The organism is uncultured Cetobacterium sp., assembly GCF_945952365.1.
Lineage (GTDB): Bacteria > Fusobacteriota > Fusobacteriia > Fusobacteriales > Fusobacteriaceae > Cetobacterium_A.
In genome coordinates this window covers 25147-46151 of sequence record NZ_CAMFHX010000019.1, presented here as the reverse complement: position 1 = coordinate 46151, position 21005 = coordinate 25147, and the positions used below count along the sequence as shown (strand labels likewise).

General features: G+C 29.9%; 20 protein-coding genes. All 20 read left to right on the top strand.

Annotated features, from left to right (window positions below; all coding sequences use genetic code 11):
- A partial coding sequence (locus tag Q0O83_RS08000) for an FtsW/RodA/SpoVE family cell cycle protein (protein ID WP_294096020.1) occupies positions 1-1305 on the top strand: 1305 nt, incomplete at its 5' end.
- 179 nt (positions 1306-1484) lie between these two features.
- On the top strand, positions 1485-3596 hold the full coding sequence (pnp, locus tag Q0O83_RS07995; RefSeq protein ID WP_294096019.1) for a polyribonucleotide nucleotidyltransferase: 2112 nt from the start codon (positions 1485-1487) through the stop codon (positions 3594-3596).
- Between the two features lie 93 nt (positions 3597-3689).
- Positions 3690-5030 carry a 30S ribosomal protein S12 methylthiotransferase RimO gene (gene rimO, locus Q0O83_RS07990; protein WP_294096017.1) on the top strand — a complete coding sequence of 447 codons (1341 nt, stop codon included), beginning with the start codon at positions 3690-3692 and terminating at the stop codon, positions 5028-5030.
- A gap of 24 nt (positions 5031-5054) precedes the next feature.
- Positions 5055-5624, top strand: coding sequence for a CDP-diacylglycerol--glycerol-3-phosphate 3-phosphatidyltransferase (gene pgsA, locus Q0O83_RS07985; protein ID WP_294096015.1), 570 nt, complete (start codon positions 5055-5057; stop codon positions 5622-5624).
- A 9-nt stretch (positions 5625-5633) separates the two neighbouring features.
- On the top strand, positions 5634-5888 hold the full coding sequence (locus Q0O83_RS07980; protein WP_294096013.1) for a YggT family protein: 255 nt from the start codon (positions 5634-5636) through the stop codon (positions 5886-5888).
- A gap of 48 nt (positions 5889-5936) precedes the next feature.
- Positions 5937-6875: a 16S rRNA (cytosine(1402)-N(4))-methyltransferase RsmH gene (gene rsmH, locus Q0O83_RS07975; protein ID WP_294096011.1), complete on the top strand. Its 939-nt coding sequence runs from the start codon at positions 5937-5939 to the stop codon at positions 6873-6875.
- Positions 6876-6894: 19 nt separating this feature from the next.
- On the top strand, positions 6895-7167 hold the full coding sequence (locus tag Q0O83_RS07970; protein WP_294096009.1) for a hypothetical protein: 273 nt from the start codon (positions 6895-6897) through the stop codon (positions 7165-7167).
- An 18-nt stretch (positions 7168-7185) separates the two neighbouring features.
- A complete protein-coding gene (gene rlmD, locus Q0O83_RS07965) occupies positions 7186-8547 on the top strand; it encodes a 23S rRNA (uracil(1939)-C(5))-methyltransferase RlmD (RefSeq protein ID WP_294096007.1) in 1362 nt (453 codons plus the stop codon).
- Positions 8548-8556: 9 nt separating this feature from the next.
- Positions 8557-9162, top strand: a complete 606-nt coding sequence (gene plsY, locus Q0O83_RS07960; RefSeq protein WP_294096005.1) for a glycerol-3-phosphate 1-O-acyltransferase PlsY — start codon at positions 8557-8559, stop codon at positions 9160-9162.
- Between the two features lie 13 nt (positions 9163-9175).
- Positions 9176-10177: an NAD(P)H-dependent glycerol-3-phosphate dehydrogenase gene (locus tag Q0O83_RS07955; protein WP_294096003.1), complete on the top strand. Its 1002-nt coding sequence runs from the start codon at positions 9176-9178 to the stop codon at positions 10175-10177.
- Positions 10178-10282: 105 nt separating this feature from the next.
- The gene (locus Q0O83_RS07950; protein WP_294096001.1) at positions 10283-11107 is read left to right on the top strand and encodes a sigma-70 family RNA polymerase sigma factor; all 825 of its coding nucleotides are present in this window, start codon (positions 10283-10285) and stop codon (positions 11105-11107) included.
- A gap of 17 nt (positions 11108-11124) precedes the next feature.
- The gene (dnaN, locus tag Q0O83_RS07945) at positions 11125-12246 is read left to right on the top strand and encodes a DNA polymerase III subunit beta (RefSeq protein WP_294095999.1); all 1122 of its coding nucleotides are present in this window, start codon (positions 11125-11127) and stop codon (positions 12244-12246) included.
- Positions 12247-12348: 102 nt separating this feature from the next.
- Positions 12349-12885: a DUF116 domain-containing protein gene (locus tag Q0O83_RS07940; protein ID WP_294095997.1), complete on the top strand. Its 537-nt coding sequence runs from the start codon at positions 12349-12351 to the stop codon at positions 12883-12885.
- The gene (locus tag Q0O83_RS07935; RefSeq protein ID WP_294095995.1) at positions 12882-15737 is read left to right on the top strand and encodes a hypothetical protein; all 2856 of its coding nucleotides are present in this window, start codon (positions 12882-12884) and stop codon (positions 15735-15737) included. The genes Q0O83_RS07940 and Q0O83_RS07935 overlap by 4 nt, the downstream gene beginning before the upstream one ends.
- A complete protein-coding gene (locus Q0O83_RS07930) occupies positions 15734-16066 on the top strand; it encodes a hypothetical protein (protein ID WP_294095993.1) in 333 nt (110 codons plus the stop codon). Before Q0O83_RS07935 ends, Q0O83_RS07930 begins: the two co-directional genes overlap by 4 nt.
- A 34-nt stretch (positions 16067-16100) precedes the next feature.
- Positions 16101-16712, top strand: a complete 612-nt coding sequence (locus tag Q0O83_RS07925; protein WP_294095990.1) for a MotA/TolQ/ExbB proton channel family protein — start codon at positions 16101-16103, stop codon at positions 16710-16712.
- 12 nt (positions 16713-16724) lie between these two features.
- Positions 16725-17165 (top strand): biopolymer transporter ExbD, encoded by a 441-nt coding sequence (locus Q0O83_RS07920; protein ID WP_294095988.1) that lies wholly within the window; start codon positions 16725-16727, stop codon positions 17163-17165.
- 10 nt (positions 17166-17175) lie between these two features.
- The gene (locus tag Q0O83_RS07915) at positions 17176-18090 is read left to right on the top strand and encodes an energy transducer TonB (RefSeq protein ID WP_294095986.1); all 915 of its coding nucleotides are present in this window, start codon (positions 17176-17178) and stop codon (positions 18088-18090) included.
- Between the two features lie 29 nt (positions 18091-18119).
- Entirely contained in the window at positions 18120-19511 is a 1392-nt protein-coding gene (locus Q0O83_RS07910; protein WP_294095984.1) for a sigma-54 dependent transcriptional regulator, read from the top strand.
- A gap of 24 nt (positions 19512-19535) precedes the next feature.
- Positions 19536-20996, top strand: coding sequence for a DNA polymerase III subunit gamma/tau (gene dnaX / locus Q0O83_RS07905; RefSeq protein ID WP_294095982.1), 1461 nt, complete (start codon positions 19536-19538; stop codon positions 20994-20996).
- Positions 20997-21005: the final 9 nt, after the last annotated feature.

Below are 21005 nucleotides of genomic sequence, written 5' to 3'. Positions count from 1 at the left end.
GTCGCTGGTTCGAGCCCAGCAAGAAGCGCCATTTTTTTATTTTTTGTAAAAAAAGATAAAATTGAAGGAGAGAGTTCTATGGGAAATACTACTGGGCAATTTTTTCAAGAAAATTTAGAAAAAAAACAAGAAAAGAAAAAACAAAAATTTAATAGATTAAAACAAAGAAGATTTTCAATACTATTAATAGCAACGATATTAATGGTTTTAAGTTCTATTAATATGGTTAGTGCTGCATTTTATATGAAACCTGAAAATATAAAAAAACATTTTTTCTATATTTTAATATTTTTTATAATTTACTTATTTGTTGGAAATATTGGTAAAATAAAAAAATATGATTTGACATATAAAGTCTTAAGTGAAAGAAAAATTAATGGAGTTATATTTTTAATAAGTATAATAGTTTTGTTTGGAATGTATGTAGGTGGTAAGATGGGATTGCCGTTTATTCCTAAAATTAATGGTGCTTATGGATGGATTAACTTAGGTCCTATTTCGATTCAACCAGCAGAAATATTAAAATGTGCTTTTGTAATAAATATGGCAAATTGTTTAGCTCGTGCTGAGGATAATGATTTGAGTGAAAGTGCAACAATAGTTAATTCTTTTATTTATCTATTTGTTTATGGAGTTTTAATTTTAGCTCAAAAAGATATGGGAACAGTAATTCACTATTTTTCAATTTGGGTATTTATGATTTTTATGAGTAAATTGAAAGATAAATGGATTTTAAGAGTTGTAAGTTTAGGAGCTGTTTTAGGAGTGACAGGATTGGCTGCAGTTTATAAATTTGCTTCTGAAGAGGGAGCCTCTTATAAGATAATGAGAATAAAAAGTTATATAGATGGATTGTTTTTTGGAAATTATTCGGATGACTACGGTTATCAAGTAAAACAATCGGTATATGCATTTGGTAGTGGAGGATTTTTTGGAAAAGGATACGCTAATGGAGTTCAAAAGTATAGTTACCTTCCAGAAATTCATACAGATTTTATAATGGCTACTTTTGGAGAAGAATTTGGTATCGTGGGAATGATAGTTGTTGTAAGTTTATTTTTTGCACTTTATCATTTGATAATAATAACTGGAAGAGAAAGTAAAAATTATTTTGGAAAATATTTAGCGATGGGAATAGGAGCTCAAATAATAACTCAAGTTATAATAAATATATTTGTAGCTGTTGGGTTGTTTCCGGTGTTTGGACTGCCGATGCCATTCTTTAGTTATGGAGGAAGTGCTATGGTAACTATGGGGATAGCTCTGAGTTTAATTCATAGTATGAATATTGAGACTGATATTTAAGAGATTTCTTATTTATTAATAAGAAATTGCTTTTTAAATGTAAAAATGATATACTTTAATGTAAGAATATAGAGGATAAATATAAGGTAAGTAGTAAGAGATTAAAGCTAAATTTTTTAGTTTTAGTTCCTTATTATTTGCTATATTTATCCTCTACCAATTTAAAAGGAGGAAACTTAATGTTTAATGAAGTAAGCTTAAGCCTAGAAATAGGTGGAAGACAATTAACGTTAAAAACTGGAAAAGTAGCAAGACAATCAAATGGTGCTGTTATGCTTCAATATGGAGACACAATTTTATTAAGTACAGTTAATAGAAGTAAAAGTGCTAGAGAAGGGATTGACTTTTTCCCATTAACAGTTGATTATGTAGAAAAGTATTATGCTGCAGGAAAATTCCCTGGAGGATTCAATAAAAGAGAATCAAGACCATCTACAAATGCAACATTAATAGCAAGATTAATAGATAGACCAATAAGACCAATGTTCCCAGAAGGGTTCAAATATGATGTACATGTTGTAAATACGACATTATCATACGATGGAGTTTCAACACCAGACTTTATGGGAATCGTAGGATCATCAGTGGCTTTAACAGTATCTGATATTCCTTTCTTAGGACCAGTAGCTGGAGTAGTTGTAGGAATGATTGACGGAGAGTTTGTTTTAAATCCAACTCCTGAGCAATTAAAAGTTAGTGATTTAGATTTAACAGTAGCTGGAAGTATGGATGCTATAAACATGGTTGAGGCTGGAGCTAGAGAAGTAGATGAGGAAACAATGCTAAAAGCTATAATGTTTGCTCATGATAATATTAAAAAATTATGTCAATTCCAATCAGAGTTCGCAGCTCTTGTAGGAAAAGAAAAGATAGAATTTACTGCACCAGAAGTAATGCCATTAGTTAAGAATTTCATTGATGCAAATGGAGCAACAAAGTTAAAAGAAGCAGTTTTAACAACTGGAAAGAAAGCTAGAGAAGAAGCTGTAGATGGATTAGAGGAAACTTTATTTGAAGCTTTCGTAGCAGAGAACTTTGGAGAAGAGGAAGTACCAGCTGATGTAGTAGCAGAGTTTGCAAAATACTACCATGATTTAATGAAAGAACAAGTAAGAGATGCTATTCTTTACAATAAACACAGAGTTGATGGAAGAGCAACTACTGAAATAAGAGATTTAGCTGCTGAAGTAGAAGTTTTACCAATAGTTCACGGATCAGCTTTATTCACAAGAGGAGAAACTCAAGCTTTAGTTGTAGCAACTTTAGGAACTAAAGAGGATGAGCAACTAATTGATGGATTAGATGAAGAGTACTACAAAAAGTTCTACTTACACTATAACTTCCCTCCATACTCAGTTGGAGAAACAGGAAGAATGGGAGCACCAGGAAGAAGAGAGTTAGGACATGGATCACTAGCTGAAAGAGCTTTAAGCTATGTATTACCTTCAATCGAAGATTTCCCATACACAGTAAGATTAGTTTCTGAAATAACTGAATCTAATGGATCATCATCTCAAGCTTCTATCTGTGGAGGATCATTAGCTTTAATGCACGCAGGAGTACCTATTAAAGAGCACGTAGCAGGAATAGCTATGGGTCTTATCAAAAAAGGTGACGACTATGTTGTATTAACAGATATTATGGGTCTAGAGGATCATTTAGGAGATATGGACTTTAAAGTTGCAGGAACAAAAACTGGAATAACAGCTTTACAAATGGATATGAAAATAGCTGGAATCTCTGAAGATATCATGAGAATTGCTTTAAAGCAAGCATTAGATGCAAGATTACAAATCTTAACTTTAATGAATTCAACTATTCAAAATACAAATGAGTTAGCACCAACAGTTCCAAGAATTCACCAAATGGTAATTCCAAAGGATAAGATAGCTGTATTAATCGGTCCTGGAGGAAAAAATATTAAAGGAATTATAGAAGCTACTGGAGCAACTATAGATATAGAAGATGATGGAAGAGTAGCAATATTCTGTCAAGGATTAGACGTTCTAGAAAGAACAATAACATTAGTAAACGGATATGTAAAAGATGTTGAAGTTGGAGAGGTTTATACTGGTAAAGTTGTAAACATAGCTAAGTTCGGAGCATTCATGGAGATATTACCTGGAAAAGAGGGATTACTTCATGTATCTGAAATCTCTTTAGAGAGAGTAGCTAATGTTGAAGATGTATTAAAAGTTGGAGATACATTCGAAGTAAAAGTAATTTCTACTGAAAATGGAAAAGTAAGTTTAAGTAGAAAGAAGTTATTACAGGAAATGGCAGCTGAATAATTTTTAAATTAAGGGGGATAACACAGAGGACTTCAACCTCTGTGTTATTTTTCCGTAGAGTATAGAGTAATGTAAATTGAAGGATGGTAAAAGATGAAATTAGGTTTAATAAGTTTAGGTTGTAGTAAAAACTTAGTTGACAGTGAGCACTTAATAGGGCTTATGGTAGCTAGAAAAGGATTTGAAATAACAAACGATTTAGAATTAGCGGATGTTGTTCTTGTAAATACTTGTGGATTTATAGGAGACGCTAAAGAGGAATCAATTCAAGCTATATTAGAAGTTGCTGAGAAAAAAGCTACAGGGAATGTTAAAAAAATAATTGTTGCAGGATGTTTAGCTCAAAGATATGCAGATGAATTAATAGCTGAGATTCCTGAAATAGATGCAGTAGTAGGAACTGGAGAAATCCATAAAATTGAGGAGATTGTAGATACAATATTAGCAGATGAAAAGATAATCAGATGTGAAACTTTTGATTTCTTAGCAAACGCTGGAACAGAAAGAATATTAACTACAAATCCACATACAGCTTACTTAAAAATAGCTGAGGGATGTAACAGAAGATGTACTTACTGTATAATTCCACAGTTAAGAGGAAACTTAAGAAGTAGAACAATTGAGGATATCGTAGAAGAGGCTAAAGCATTAGCAGCAAATGGTGTAAGAGAGATAAACTTATTAGCTCAAGAAACTACAGAGTATGGAATTGATTTATATAAGAAAAAAGCTCTTCCTGATTTAATAAAAGAGTTAGTAAAAGTTGAAGGAATCGAATGGGTAAGATCATATTATATGTTCCCTAACTCTTTAACAGATGAGTTAGTAGAAGTTATAAAAAATGAACCAAAAGTATGTAAATACTTCGATATCCCTATTCAACATATATCTGGAAATATCTTACAAAATATGGCTAGAGCAAAATCAGGAGATCACATAAAATCAATTTTAAATAAAATAAGAACAGAGATTCCTGAGGCAACAATTAGAACTACTGTAATTGTAGGATTCCCAGGAGAAACAGAAGAGAACTTTGAAGAGTTAAAAGACTTCGTAAGAGAGTTCCAGTTTGATTATGTTGGAGTATTTAAGTACTCTAGAGAAGAGGGAACTGTTGCTCACGATTTAGCTGATCAAGTTCCAGAAGATATCAAAGAGAGAAGATGGGCTGAATTAACAAACTTACAAGCTGAAATAGCTGAAATCAAAAATAGATCAATGATCGGAAAAGTGGTTGAAGTTATGATTGATGGAGTTTCATCAGAGAGTGAGTTCATGTTAGAGGGAAGAACAAGAGGACAAGCTTTAGATATCGATGGAAAAGTTTTAACAAATGATGGAACTGCTAAGCAGGGAGAGATTGTAAAAGTAAAAATAGAACAGAATTTTGAATATGACTATATAGGGGCAATTGTAGAAAACGAAGTTAAATAGTCTTAAAATAAGGAGGGGTTATTCTTGAATTTGCCAAATAAACTTACAGCAATTAGATTAATATTAGCAATACCTTTTATATACTTTTTACAAGAATCAGCCAATGTAACACAAAGTAATTTATACAGATTGATAGCATTTGGAATATTTATATTTGCGTCATTAACAGATTGGCTAGATGGATATATAGCTAGAAAATATAATTTAATAACTGATTTAGGAAAGATAATGGATCCTTTGGCAGATAAGATACTCGTTATTTCAGCATTAGTTATTTTTGTAAAGTTGGATTATATTCCATCTTGGATGTCTATTGTTGTAATAGCTAGAGAGTTTTTAATAAGTGGAATAAGAACTATAGCTGCAGCAAAAGGAGAGGTTATTCCCGCTGGAATTTTAGGAAAATATAAAACAACAACACAGATGATTGTTATTATAGTAATGTTATTCTTTGGTCTAGGAAACACTCCTGAAAAAGAGGCACTGTATAAAGTTATATATTTCTATGCAACTTTAGTTCCAGTTATTTTAACAGTTTGGTCTGGATGGGAATACTCAGTAAAGGCGAAACATTACTTTTTAGGAGAGGAATAGGAGAAAAATATGGGTTTAATTTATAGATTAGTAAATTTAGCTTTTGAAATTATAAATATACTTATATTAATAAGAATAGTAATCTCTTGGCTAGCACCATATTCAAGAAATGATTTTACAAATCTTGTATATGCTTTAACTGAGCCAATTTTAAAACCTTTTAGAACTTTAATACCAATGGGAAATGTTAGAGTAGATTTATCACCATTATTGGCTTACTTTGCTTTGAAGATTCTAAGATATATTATTTTTTATTTATTATAATAGAATAGAGAAGCCGTTGGCTTCTCTATTTTTTGTAGGAGGAACAAAATGCACGAGATTGAAAGTGAATACCACATACCGGTATTATATTATGAGACGTTAGAAACTTTAGTAACAAAAAAAGATGGAATATATGTAGACTGTACTTTAGGAGGAGGAGGACACTCTGAAGGTATATTAAAAGAGATTGGAGAAAATGGAAGACTTATCTCTATAGATCAAGATGATCAGGCTATAGAATTCGCTAAAAAAAGACTTGAAAAATATGGAAAGAAATGGTCTGTATTCAAAAGTAACTTTGAAAATATAGAAAAAGTACTTTATATGGCAGGAGCTGATAAGGTAACAGGAATACTTATGGATATAGGTGTTTCATCAACACAACTAGATGATCCTGAAAGAGGATTCTCTTATAGATATGATACGAGATTAGATATGAGAATGAACAGAAGTGATGCATTATCAGCTTATGAGGTTGTAAATGAATATGAAGAATCAGAACTTATGAGAATATTCTTTGAATATGGTGAAGATAGATTTTCTAGAAAAGTTGCTAGACTTATATGTGAAAGAAGACAGGAAAAACCTATCGAAACAACAGGAGAGTTAGTTGATATAATAAGAAAAGCTTACCCTCCAAGAAGTGAAAAGCATCCAGCTAAGAAAGTATTCCAAGCTATAAGAATAGAGGTTAATAGAGAGTTAGAAGTTTTAAAAAATGCTATAACTAAATCATTTGATAGTTTAGAAAAGGGTGGACGTTTAGGAATAATAACTTTCCATTCTTTAGAGGATAGAATAGTAAAAAATATGTTTAGAGACCTTTGTACTGGATGTAAATGTCCAATTGAATTACCTATTTGTGTTTGTAATGAAAAACCAAAAGGTAAGTTAGTAAATAGAAAACCGATAACTTCTGGAAAAGATGAGTTACAGTTTAATAACAGAGCTCATTCTGCAAAGTTAAGAGTTATAGAAAAATTATAAAATTTTAAAGGAGAACCTAATGAGAAGAAAAAAAGTTTTATTGACAACCGTTGGTATAATTTTAGTCTGGTCATTTTATGGGTATCTTATAAGAACAATCTCATATTTAGAAAAAAGTAATTTGAAACTTGAAAGAGAGTTAAAAGAACTTGAAAAAGAGAGAAGCAAAAGAATATATGAGTATGATTTACTTATGGACTTAAGAAAAATAGAGCAAGAGATGAATAAGAAAAAAAATATGGTTATATCAGAAAAAATAAATTTCTTTAAAATAGAAGATGGCTCTTTTTAAAAAAATAGGAGAGTATATATGAAATTAGAAAAAGGTCAAATAGTAGAAGTAAAAATAGAAAAAATAGTTTATGGTGGAGAGGGATTAGGATACTACAATGGTGAATTTGCAATGTTTGTTCCTATGTCTGTACCTGGTGACGTTGTAAAGGCAGAGATAATATCTTTAAAGAAAAGCTATGGAAGAGCTTTAATAAAAGAGATTATAACTGCAGGAGCTGAAAGAATAAAAGATTTAAGTTGTATAACATTTGAAGATTTCCAAGGGTGTGATTTTGGAATGTTAGATTATACAGCTCAAGTGAAATATAAAAAAGATATGGTTGAAGATGTAGTTAGAAGAATAGGGAAAAATAGTGATGTTTTAATAGAGGAAACATTGGAATCACCTGTTGAAAAAAACTATAGAAACAAAGTAATAGAACCGTTTTCTTTAAATGGTAAAGAGATAATAACAGGGTTCTTTAAAAGAAAAAGTCATGATGTATTTCAAGTTGAAGACAATATGTTAAACTCTGTTTTAGGAAATAAAATAATAACTGCGCTGAAAGATATTTTAAATAAATCGAATGTAACTGTTTATGATGAAAAGAAACATAATGGAATATTAAGACATATTATGGTAAGAACAAACTCTTTCAATGAAGCTATGGTTGTTTTAGTTGTAAATGATACTAAAGTAACAGAAAATATAAAATCTATTTTAAAAGAGTTGATGACAAAAGTTTCAGAGATAGCATCAGTTTATGTATCTTTAAATGATAGAAAAACAAATGTAGCTTTAGGAAATAAAAACATTTTAGTTTTTGGTGAGAAAACAATAAAAGAGGATATATCTGGTATTCACTTCAATATCTCTCCAACGTCATTCTTCCAAATAAATCTAGAGCAAACTAGAAGATTATATGAGCTAGCAATCAGTATGTTTGAAGATATAGAAAACAAAAGGGTTGTGGATGCTTACGCTGGAACAGGAACAATCGGTATGATTTTATCTAAAAAAGCTAAGCAAGTTTATTCGATAGAAATTATTGAGTCAGCAGTAAAAGATGGAATAAAAACAGCAAAAGAAAACGAGATAGAAAATGTACAGTTTATATGTGGGGATGTAAATAAAGAGCTAGGAAAACTAATAAAAGCTGAAGCTGTAGATTCAATTATATTAGATCCACCTAGAAAAGGAATCGATGAAGAGAGTCTTCTAAATATAACTAAAGTTGGAATAAAAGAGATTGTTTATATATCTTGTAATCCTTCAACTTTTGCAAGAGATATAGAGATTTTAGAAAGAGAGGGATATAACTTAGTTAGAGTTAAACCTGTAGACATGTTCCCTCAAACAAGTCATATAGAAGTAGTGGGAAGATTAGTTAAAAAATAGGAGGACTTTATGGAGAAGTTTTTAATATTTGCAGTGGTTGCATATGTATTTGGTTCATTACCTTGTGGGGTTTGGCTTGGAAAAGCTACAAAGAATATTGATATAAGAGAGCACGGAAGTAAAAATTCTGGAGCAACAAATGCATATAGAATTTTAGGTCCAAAGTATGGTATAATGGTTCTGATATTAGATGCTTTAAAAGGTTATCTTCCACTTTACCTAGCGAGTAGCTTTGGTGTAGATGGAATCTATATAATATTATTAGGGTTAGTAGCAATATTAGGACATACGTTCTCATTCTTTTTACAATTTAAAGGTGGAAAAGGTGTTGCTACAAGTTTAGGAGTTTTTCTTTTCTTAATGCCGAAAGTAGTAGGTATACTTGTACTAATATTTATATTAGTGGTAGGAGTTAGTAAATATATCTCTTTAGGGTCTGTGGTGTGTGCTGGATTATTACCAGTATTAGCATACTTTTTCCCAGTGAGAGATGCAGCAACTAGAATGCCATTGGTTATAATCTCGTTAGTAGTAGGAGTTTTTGTTATCTATAAGCATAAAGCTAATATTCAAAGACTTATTGAAGGAAAAGAAAACAAATTTAATTTAAAGTAAGGAGATAAATTAAATGGAAAAAGTAGTTGTAATTGGAGCAGGAAGCTGGGGAACAGCTTTAGGAATGATCTTGGCAAAAAAAGGATATGACGTAACAATGTGGGAACACAACAAGGAGATTGCCGAAAAATTATCTTTAGAAAAAGAAAATAAAAGGTTACTTCCAGGTGTTAAGTTTCCAGAAAATTTAAAGGTGACTTCAGAACTTGAAGGACTTTTAACTGGTGTTAAGTACATTATTTTTTCTGTTCCTTCGCAAGTTTTAAGAGGAGTTATGTCAAAAATATCTCCACAAATTGCTGAGGGAATGATTTTAATAAATACAGCAAAAGGGATAGAAGTTTTGAGTGGAGAAACACTATCACATGTAATGAAAGATGAAATAAAAGGTAAATACCATAAAAATATAGTTATTTTATCAGGTCCAACTCATGCGGAAGAGGTAGCTCAAGAAATGCCAACAACAATAGTTGCGGCTGGAGATTTAGAAAATGCCAAAAAGGTTCAAGAGCTATTCAACACAGAAAACTTTAGAGTTTATGTAAGTGAGGATATAGCAGGAGTTGAACTTGGTGGAGCTGTTAAGAATTGTTTAGCAATAGGAGCGGGAATAGCTGATGGATTGGGTTATGGAGATAACGCAAAAGCAGCTCTTATAACAAGAGGAATAGCCGAGATGATAAGATTTGGAAAAGTTATGGGAGCAGATGAACGTACATTTTCTGGTTTAACTGGGATTGGGGACCTAGTTGTAACGTGTGCTAGTCAACATAGTAGAAATAGATATGTTGGAGAGAGACTTGGAAAAGGTGAGAATATAGATGATATTCTTAAAAGTATGGTTATGGTTGCTGAAGGAGTTCCAACAGTTAAGGCTGTTTATGCTAAGAAGTTAGCCTTAGGAATAAGTATGCCTATAGTAGAAGCTATATATGCTATTATATATGAAAATGCAGATACAAAAGAAAAAGTTAAAGAGTTAATGACAAGAGAGTTAAAAGAGGAGTTTTATTAAAAAGTTTATTTCAAAATAATTACATAAGTGAAGATCAAAATTAAATATAAAGCAACACGGAAATTCAGAAAATAGAAAAAGATGACTAAAGGGTATGGGGTGTATATGACAGAAAAAGATTTAGTTTCGTTTTATCTAGATGATATAAAAGAGTATGAAGTGTTAGACAAAGATGAGGAAGTCTCTCTGCTGAAAAGAGCTAAGAATGGGGATATTGAAGCTAGAGAGAGATTGATTTTGTGTAATTTAAGATTGGTAGTTAATGTTGCTAAAAAATATGGCAATAAAGGAATGGGTTTCATAGATTTGATAAGTGAAGGAAACTTCGGGTTGATTCATGCTATTGAAAAGTTTGATATTGAAAAGGGGTATCGATTTTCAACATATGCAGTTTGGTGGATAAAACAAGCCATAAGTAAAGCTATTATAAGCAAAGGAAGGGAGATAAGAATTCCTTCTTATAAACATGATTTGTTGAACAAAATAAATAAATTTATAATGGACGCAGTTATGTTAAAGGGTGATTATCCAACAATCTATGAAATCTCAGAAGGACTAGAGATAAATTTGGAAAAAGTTCAAGAACTAATGGTTGAGTTTCAAGAGACAATATCATTGAGCTCACCAATAGGTGAAGATATATATTTAGAGGATACTATTCCAAGTGAAGTTCATAATGATTTAGAGGATAATATTATTCGAAATATCAGTGCAGAGCAGATAAATGAGATTTTAAATAAGCTCAATGAAAGAGAAAAGCAAATTTTAAAACTTAGATTTGGATTTGATGGAAACCAAATTCATACTTTAGAAGATATCGGTCAAAGCTTTAGCATAACAAGAGAGAGAGTACGACAGATCGAGCAAAAAACATTAGAAAAATTAAGAATACGTTATAGTGACTTACTAAAAGGAAACTATTACTATTAAAAGCAAGGAGGTTTAAATTGATTTTAAAAGTTAATAGATTAGAATTTTTAAAAAAAATAAAAATCGTAGAGAAAGCTATAAATGAAAATAAAATAAGACCAATAATATCTTATGTTTATATTGAAACAAGAGATAGTAAGTTATGGTTTTGTGGAACAAATTTAGAGTTAACGATTTCAACTCATATGGAGTGTGAAGTTTTAAGAGATGGAAAGGCTGTATTCCAACATCATTTAGTTGAAGAGTATTTAAAAGAGATTAAAGATGAATATATCACTTTAAATATAGATGAAGACGTATTGACGATTGAGACATCTGATTCAGCTTCAGAATTTATATTGATGAATGCCGAAGAGTTTCCTAAAATTCAAGAATCAGAGTTAGAGGATGAAGAGTTTCAATTTAAGTTAAAAAAAGTAGAATTAGCTGACTACTTTGATAAAGTAAAATTCTCAGCTTCAATGTCGAGTGATAATTTATCTATAAACTGTATAAGGTTAGAGATAGAAGAGAATAAAATTAAATTTATATCTACAGATACATATCGTCTAACATATTTAGAGCATGAATATTTAGATAATGAAGGAGTATTTAAAGTAAGTATACCTATAAATACAATTGATGCAATGTCTAAATTGCTTAGAAATGGTAACGAAGAGGAGATAGCATTTACTCAAAAAAATAAACAGCTATACTTTAAATTGGGAAATATTTCTATAGTAAGCAGAGTAATTGATTTACCATTCCCGAACTACAAAACAATACTAGAAGCTAGTGGATATAATAAAAGGTTACAAATAGAAAGAGTTGAATTTGAAAAGATGTTGAAAAGAATTCAAATATTTGTAAAAAATAATTCAGAGTCAAAATTCGGAGCTATATTTACACTTTCTAATGGAACTTTAGATATTGAAGGAGTTGGAGAGATAGCAAAAGCAAAGGAGATAACAAAAGTAAATTATGAAGGAGATAGTTTGAAAATCTCTTTAAATGTAAAATTCTTGTTAGAATTTATTCAATCTAGTGACAAAGATGTAATAACTTTAGAGTTTACAACATCGAATAGTGCTGTAAGAACAAGAAATGTGCAAGAGAATAATTATACTTACATAGTGATGCCTTTAGCTTTGAAAGACTAGATTAGAGAAAACTAGCTTACAGAGTGAGCTAGTTTTTTATTTTGCAAAGAGAATTGCTTTGTGGTATAATTTGGATAATATTTTTTCATTTAAGGAGAAATAATGAGCAAATTTTATATATTAAAAATTATATACGAGCTTCATTATTTTAAGTATTTATTAGAAGAGTTGATATTTAAAAATTCATATGATAATAATAGTGCAAAAAAATTTGTAGATTTTAATAATCGAAGAGTATTGAAATTTATAAAAAAAATAGATATTAAAAAAATAGCAATATTGTTACCTCATTGTATTCAAAAATATGATTGCAATCTAAAAATAACAAATAATGTAGAGAATTGTAAAAAATGTGGACTTTGTGACATATCTGAAATTCTAAAGATTCAAGATGAATTTACTAGTATTAATGTAAAAGTAGCTACTGGTGGAACATTAGCAAGAATGTATTTAAAAGAGTATAAACCAAATTTAGTGATAGCTATAGCTTGTAAAAGAGATTTGACATCTGGAATTAGAGATTCTTTTCCGATGCCAGTATATGGTTTGTTTAATAAAATAGTTGAAGGACCATGTAAAAATACAAGAGTAGCTGTGAACGAAATAAGAAAGGTATTAAGAGAGGTGGGGACAACGTGAGAAAACTTAAACTGTTTATAGCTGGGGTTTTAATATGTTCAGGGTTATTGGCTTCTGAAAAAGAGGATATAAAATTCTTAGATGAATTATTCCTTCAAAAAAAGTATTCTATGGCACTTCAGGAATCAAATAACTTTATAACAAAATATCCTCGTTCTAGATATATAAAAAATATCAGAATAAGAATGGGTCAAGTATATTATGTAGAAGGAAGATATCAAGAAGCTATAAATACTTTAAATGGATGTTTAAAAGAGTTAAAACTAACTCAGAGTGAAATGAATAATATATATCTTTATTTAACAAAATCATATGTTGGATTAAAAGATTTTGAGACAGCAACTAAAGCTGCAAATTTAATAAATAAAACAACTACCGAGGGTAAAAATGATTATGAAGAAGCACTTTTAGCTCTTGGAAAAGGTTATATGGATAATAAAGATTATATTAGAGCACAAAGAGAACTAACAAGTGCTCTTAATCTACAAGGTAGAAATTATGAAGATGTTGTTTTGAACCTTGCTTTAGCAGCATATAATAACTCTCAATATATAAAGACAATAGTTTATTTAGATGAGTATTATAGAGGCGGTAAAGTAGGAACAAATCAAGAACTTGTGGATTATTTATACGGGTCATCATACTATAAAACAAATGAATCAACAAAAGCTTTAAATCATTTCACTAAAGTAAAAGATAGTAAAAGTACCTCTGAATATAAAACACTTTCTGTTTTAACAATGATAGAAATCTATTTAAAACAAGGCAACTCAAGAGAAGCAGAAAATATTTTATCGACACTATCTTCAGAACCAAAATTATATAATACAGCTTTGAAAAGTTTTGGAGACTTCTATATAGTTAGAGGAACGAATGATAAAGCTTTAGAATATTATAATAAAATTAGTAACAAAGATACAGATGTGATATATGGAATAGCACTTTCTCAATATAGATTGAAAGACTATAAAAACTCATTAGAAAACTTTAGAAAACTTTACACAACCAAATATAAAAATGAAAGTATATACTATCAACTTTCGATAGAGTATTTAAATAAAAATTATAAATGGGTTTTAGGAAATAGAAATTTAGTTACAGGTTTAAACTTGAAAAAAGAAGAGGAGATAGCTATAAATAATTTAATAGCAGCTTCAGCTTTTGAAGAAAGAGAGTTTAAAGTAGCTGAAGAGTACTATAGAAAAAATAATAATATCTCTCCAACAAAAGAATCTTTATACAGATTGATAGTAGCTTTAAGTAGAACAAAAGATAGAGGAGTATTGAATTCAGCAATAGCAGAGTTTAATACTAAATATCCAGGAGATCAAGAATATAAAAAGAATATCACAATAATCAGTTCAGATAACCTTTTATCAGAAGGAAAAGGGGACGCAGCAATAAATCTATATAAAGATTATTTAGCTACAAATAGAGATCCTGATATAGTTTCTAATTTAATAGAAGTTATGATTGCTCAGAAAAAGTATAATGAAGTTATGCAATATTTAAATATGCAGGATGCATCTTTAGAAAATACATACCAAAAAGGAATTGCAACTATGGGTATGGGAAGGTATGAAGAAGCTGATATGTACTTTAAACAGATTACAAGCAATCAGACGTCAGCAGATAAAGCTTTATATGAGAAAGCTAATTACAATGTAATAAAGAACTATTTCCTATGGGAAAGATATGAAGATTCTATCTCTTCAGGGGAAGCTTATATTGCAGGAGATAATATTTTCGCTTTAGAGGATGTTGTTGATAAAGTTGCAATAAGTTACTTTAGATTAGATAATCCAGAAAAAGCTAGAGAGTACTTTGAAAAATTAAAACTAGTTTCAAGCTTGGGAGATTATGCACAGTTCCAAATAGGGGAAACTTACTACACGGAAAAAAAGTATAAAGAAGCCATTGAAGCTTATAAAATAAGTGCAGAAGAATCTAAAACAGCTGAATATAAAGAAAAAGGATTATATTGGCAAATATCTTCATTATATTTATTAAAAGATAGTGCAAACTTTGAAATTAAAAGTAAAGAGTTTATGAGCTCATATCCAAACTCAAGATTAAAAGATAATATTCTTTTAATGGAAGGAGAGTTATATGGAATATCAGGAAATAATAGTAATAGTTTAAATACATATGAAAAACTTTATACTCAAACAAAAGATGAAACATTAAAAGAAAAATCACTAATGAAAGTTATTGAATTATCTCAAAATACTAAAAATCTTCAAAAAGAGTTGGAGTGGATAAATAAAATAACAAATGATGAGAAAAAAAGTTATTATATGGCAAATCATTTCCAAAGAGAGAAGAAAATAGAGGAAGCAAAAGCTGAATATGAAAAACTTATAAACACTAACTCTTACAAGGATTATGGATCACTAGGTTTAGGAGATTACTACTACTCTAACAAAGATTATGAAACTGCGAAGAGTTATTATAATACAATCCTGTCTTTAGAAAATAGTGCGTATAAAGATAAGGCTCTATTTGGAGTAGCTAATATAGAGAAAGAAACAGGACTGTTAAATGAAGCAGTAAGAAATTATACAAAATTATATCTATTATATCCAGCAAGTGAATTTGCACTAGAGTCTAAAATAAGATCAGCTGAAGTATATGAAAGATTAAATAGCTTTACTGATGCAATAGCACAATATGATGAGCTTTTAAAGACAGAAAGCAAAAATAAAGATTATTTCTTAGAAAAATTAATTTTCTTAAATTTAAAAATTGAGAAAAAAGAGAATGCAAAGAGATATTATGAGCAGTTAAAAAGAGAGAATGCAAATCTTTCTGAAAAATACAAAGATTTTTTTAACGGAGGAGAGAACATATGAAAAAATTAGTTATTACAGGATTAATGATTTTATCTTTAGGAGTTTTTGCTAATGAGGATGTAGTTATTGACAAACAAGTTACGGGAGTTAATAAAGAGCAATTAGAAAGTTATCCAAAAGAGAGTAATGTTCAACTTGATAAAAAAGTTATAAAAATAGAGGATACAAATATAAATGCAGATAAATTTAAAGATCAAAAACAAGTTATTCAATTGAATGAAAGTAATGATTCTTTAAATAAGAGTTTAACAGAAACAGAAACTAAAACTCCAATCTGGAAGTATATAATAGGAGTAGTAGCTTTAGTAACATTAGGAATAGCATTATAATTAAATTACAAGAGAAAAATTAGGAGGTTCTAGAATGTACTGGTTAGCAAATGGTGGAATACTTATGTATTTTATAGTTTTTATGTCAATATTAGGTGTTTATGCAATTATTGAAAGAGCAATTTATTTTAAAATGAATGAAAATATAGATATGTCAAGAATAAGACCAATATTACGTAATGCAATTGAAAAAAATGATATAAAAGGAGCTATAACAGCTTTAGGAAATCAAAAAAGTTCAACTGCAAAAGTTATAAAAGAAGTTTTAATCTATTGGTATAAAACAAGAAGTACAAATGTTGAAACTTTAGAGGAGAAAGCTAGAGAGATTGCTTTAGCACAAATTCCAAAGCTAGAAAAAAATATGTGGTTATTGTCTGTAGTAGCTCATACAACTCCATTAATTGGATTATTAGGGACAGTAACAGGGATGATAAAAGCGTTCCAAGCTGTATCGGTACACGGAACAGGAGATGCATCAGTGCTAGCAAGTGGAATATCTCAAGCTCTATTAACAACAGCTGGGGGACTATTTGTAGCAATTCCATCAATCATTTTATATAACTACTTCAATAAAAAAATTGATGACCAAATAAATGATATGGAAAAAGGTAGTGCAGAACTAATAAATTACTTCAGAAAATAGAGGAGGGGGAGCATGAAACTTAACAGAATTAAAAGAAGATCAGGTAATTCTTTAATCCTTGAATTAACTCCCTTGATAGATGTAGTATTTTTACTACTGATTTTCTTCTTAGTTGCAACAACATTTGAGGATGTAAATAGTAGTATAAAAATAGATTTACCTACATCTACTGTGAAAAGTGCTAAACCAGTTAACGAATTACAGGTTATTATAACTAAAGATAGGGAGTATTTTATAAGTTATAAAGATAAGGGAGCAAGTAAGAGGGATAAAATAACTGCTAAAGATATGAAAAGTGCGTTAACTCAGAAATTAGCAGAATCAGATGATAAAAATGTTATTATAAGTGCAGATAAAAGTGTAAATCACGGTGCAATTGTAGAAGCTATGACAGCAGCCAAAGAGGCGGGGGCTATCTCTTTAGATATAGATACAGCTTCGCCTGGAAAGTAGGTGCAAATCTATGAAGAGACCAAATAGTGATTTTAAAATACTTGTAGCATCAATAGTAATAAATCTTCTTATTTTATTTTTAATTCCAGGAATTAAAATAGATGAAATAGTTGATAAAAAATTAAAGGTGGGATTGGTTACTTTAGAAACAGCTACTAAAAAAACTACTACTAAGCCTGAACCAAAGAAAAAGGTTACTCCAGTAAAAGAGGAGAAAAAGGAAGAGAAAAAAGTAGTTCCAAAAGAAGAGCCTAAACCAGTAGAAAAAAAACCAGAAGTAAAGGAAACTAAAAGATTATCATTAGATGATTTAGCTAAAAATATAACAAAAAGAGAAACAGAGTTTTTAGCAATAGATAAACCATCTACAAGAGAGATAAACAGCGAATTAAAAAATGAACTTTTAGATAAAAAGAACTTAGAAGAGATTTCAAAAAAACCTACAGTTGATCCAACAAAAGATATAACAATATCTAAAGATGAGAGTATTTTAGAAAAAACTATGGAATATGAACTTGATAATAACTCTAAAGAGTTAGCTTTCGAAGGAGAGGGAGAAGAGGAGTTAGGGTTTAAAACTATGGTTGAAAAAAATGGAGCGGATGGACTTCCAAGTGGATATAGACTTGGAGTTGAAGATGGTGACGTTGTAGCTAGATGGGATCAAAGCAACAGAGAACCAAGATATCCAGAAGCAGCTCAATTAAGAGGAATGCAAGGTAGAGTATTATTAAAGATACAAATAGATGAAGCAGGAAAAGTAACATCGGTATTTATAGAAAAGGGTAGTGGAGTTCCAGAGATAAACATGGCTATAGAAGAGATTGCAAGAACTTGGAGAATATATTTAACAAAAAATGGATTGAATATAAAGGGAAATGTAACATTAGAATATAGCTTTAAATTATTGGGGGCTTCTAATTAGAAGTAAAAATTAGAGGATGGTGAAGAGATTTGACTCTTTTAGGATTTAGATTAGAGAATGAATTAAAAGACGAGTTAGAAAGTAATTTCGAAAATGAATTGAGGTTTGCAGAAAATATTAGCTCTTTTATGGAGTTATTAAAGGAGAGAAAGTATGAAGCAGTTGTAATAGATGAAACAAATTTACAACAAGATGCTTTAGTAAACCTTGTAAAGAAAATTACTGAAACACATAAAAGATCAGTAATCATAATAATGGGAGAGACATCAAATTTAAAATTAGTTGCGGGTGTTATAAAAGCAGGAGCATATGACTATATTTTAAAACCAATTAGTCCAAAAGATGTTAATAAAATTTTAGAAAAAGCAGTTAAAGATCATAAACTTTTAGCTGAGAGAGTGGATAGAAATAAAAATACTGGTGATAAGCTGATAGGGCAAACTAAAGAGATTGTAGAAGTTTACAAGATGATTGGTAGAGTTTCTAACAGTAGAATACCTGTTCTGGTAGTGGGAGAAAAAGGAACAGGTAAAAGTAGTGTGGCAACTGCGATTCATCAGTTTAGTGATTGGAGTACAAAACCATTTTTAACAGTTAATTGTACTTCTTTCCAAAATAACTTGTTGGAAAGAAAACTATTTGGATACGAGAAAGGTGCCTTTGAGGGGGCAGCTTTCTTACAGATAGGAGATTTAGAAAAAGCTAATGGTGGAACATTACATTTAGGAAATATTGAATCACTTAGCTTAGATATGCAATCAAAGATTTTATATCTGTTACAAGAGGGAGAGTTCTTTAGAATGGGTGGATCAGAGCCTATTGAGATGGATATAAGAATAGTTGCAACAACGAGTGAAAATTTAGAAGAGTTAATCAATAAAAAAATGTTTATAGATGAGCTTTATAATAAGTTAAAAATATTAGAAATAAATATTCCTGCATTAAGAGATAGAAAAGATGATATTCCATTTATCATTGATCAATATTTAGCTAGTTGTAATCTAGAATTGCATAAGGCTGTCAAAGGTGTGAGTAAACCTGCGATGAAAAAAATAATGAGATATGATTGGCCAGGAAATGTAAACGAGTTAAAAAATGCTGTGAAATCAGCAGTGGCACTTTGCAGAGGAAGCTCTATTTTGATAGAGGAGCTACCAGGAAATGTTACAGGAAATAAAATCTCTAAAAGAAAAGGCGACAACCAAAGTTGGGTACTTACTGATTGGATAGAGGGAGAGCTTTTAGCTTTAAAAAATAATAAACAGAATAACTATTATGGGATAATAATATCAAAAGTAGAAAAAGAGTTAATACGTCAAGTTTTAGAGATTACAAGTGGTAAAAAAGTTGAAACAGCTGAACTACTTGGAATAACAAGAAATACCTTAAGAACTAAGATGAATAACTATGGCTTAGAATAAAATCTAAGCCTTAGGAGGAAAAAAATGCACGTTACATTATATAGAAAATATAGACCCAAAGGGTTTGAAGAGATTGCAGGAGAACATGAGATTGTTCAAACATTGAAAAACTCCTTAAAATCAAATAGATTAGCTCATGCTTATCTATTTACAGGTCCTCGTGGTGTTGGAAAAACATCGATAGCTAGATTAATGGCTAAAGGAATAAACTGTTTAACAAATGGAATAACAGATACACCTTGCAATATTTGTGAAAATTGTAAAGAGATTTCTTCAGGAAACTTTTTAGACTTAATAGAGATAGATGCAGCATCAAACAGAGGAATAGATGAAATAAGACAATTAAAAGAAAAGATAAACTATAGTCCGACGAAAGGTAGAAAAAAAGTTTATATAATAGATGAAGTTCATATGCTAACAAAAGAAGCATTCAACGCCCTATTAAAAACGCTAGAAGAGCCACCAGAACATGTCCTATTTATTTTAGCAACCACAGAGCCAGATAAAATATTACCAACAATAATTTCAAGATGTCAAAGATATGATTTTAAAAGTGTTAATTATAAAGATATGAGAGAAAAACTTTTATATATAGTTAACAGCGAAGGTTATACTATAGATGAGCCAAGCTTAATGTCTATATATGAATCTTCTGGTGGAAGTATGAGAGATTCAATCTCTATATTAGAAAGATTGATGATAAATACTGAAAATAAATCTATTGATATAGAGAAAACAGAGGATGTATTAGGAATAACACCGATAAAAATAATAGATCAATTTATTTCAATTACAGAGAAATCAAACTATTCTGAAGGGATTGAATTGTTAGAGGAGATTTGGAGAAACTCTATTGATATAGAGCTATTTTTCAAAGATTTAGCAAAGAGATCAAAAGATAGAATGTTAAAAGGTGATTTAGATATTCAAAAAGGATTAGAGATTATTGATACTGTTTACGATGTTTTATCTAAATTCCGACAAGAAGAGGATAAAAGGCTTGTTGGATATGTAATTCTTAATAGATTAACAGAAAAAAAAGAAAAAGAGATAATTGTAGAAAAAATCATAGAAAAAGTTCAAGAGCCAGTAGAGATATTTGAAACTGCAACAACAAATGAGATACAAGATGTTCAAGTTATTTCAAAACTTTCATATGAAGAGGTAAAAAACTCTTGGAGTAAGATAGTAGATGAAGCAAAAAGAACTAAATTAACATTTGGGGCGTTTTTAGTTAAAGCATATTTTAAAGATTTTACTAACAACACTTTAGTTGTAGGATTTTCAAATGACCAAAGTTTTGCTAAAAATATGATGGAGTCAGAGCCATATAGAACGTTATTTTTAGATGTAGTTAGAAAAGTTTTAAAAACAAAAATTATGATAAAATATGAATTACAAGAGGTTAATAGAAGTAAAGAGAAAGTAGAGGGAGAGGATTTTTCTAAAAAAATCATTGATTTTTTTGGAGGAGAAATATTATAGCTTAACAAA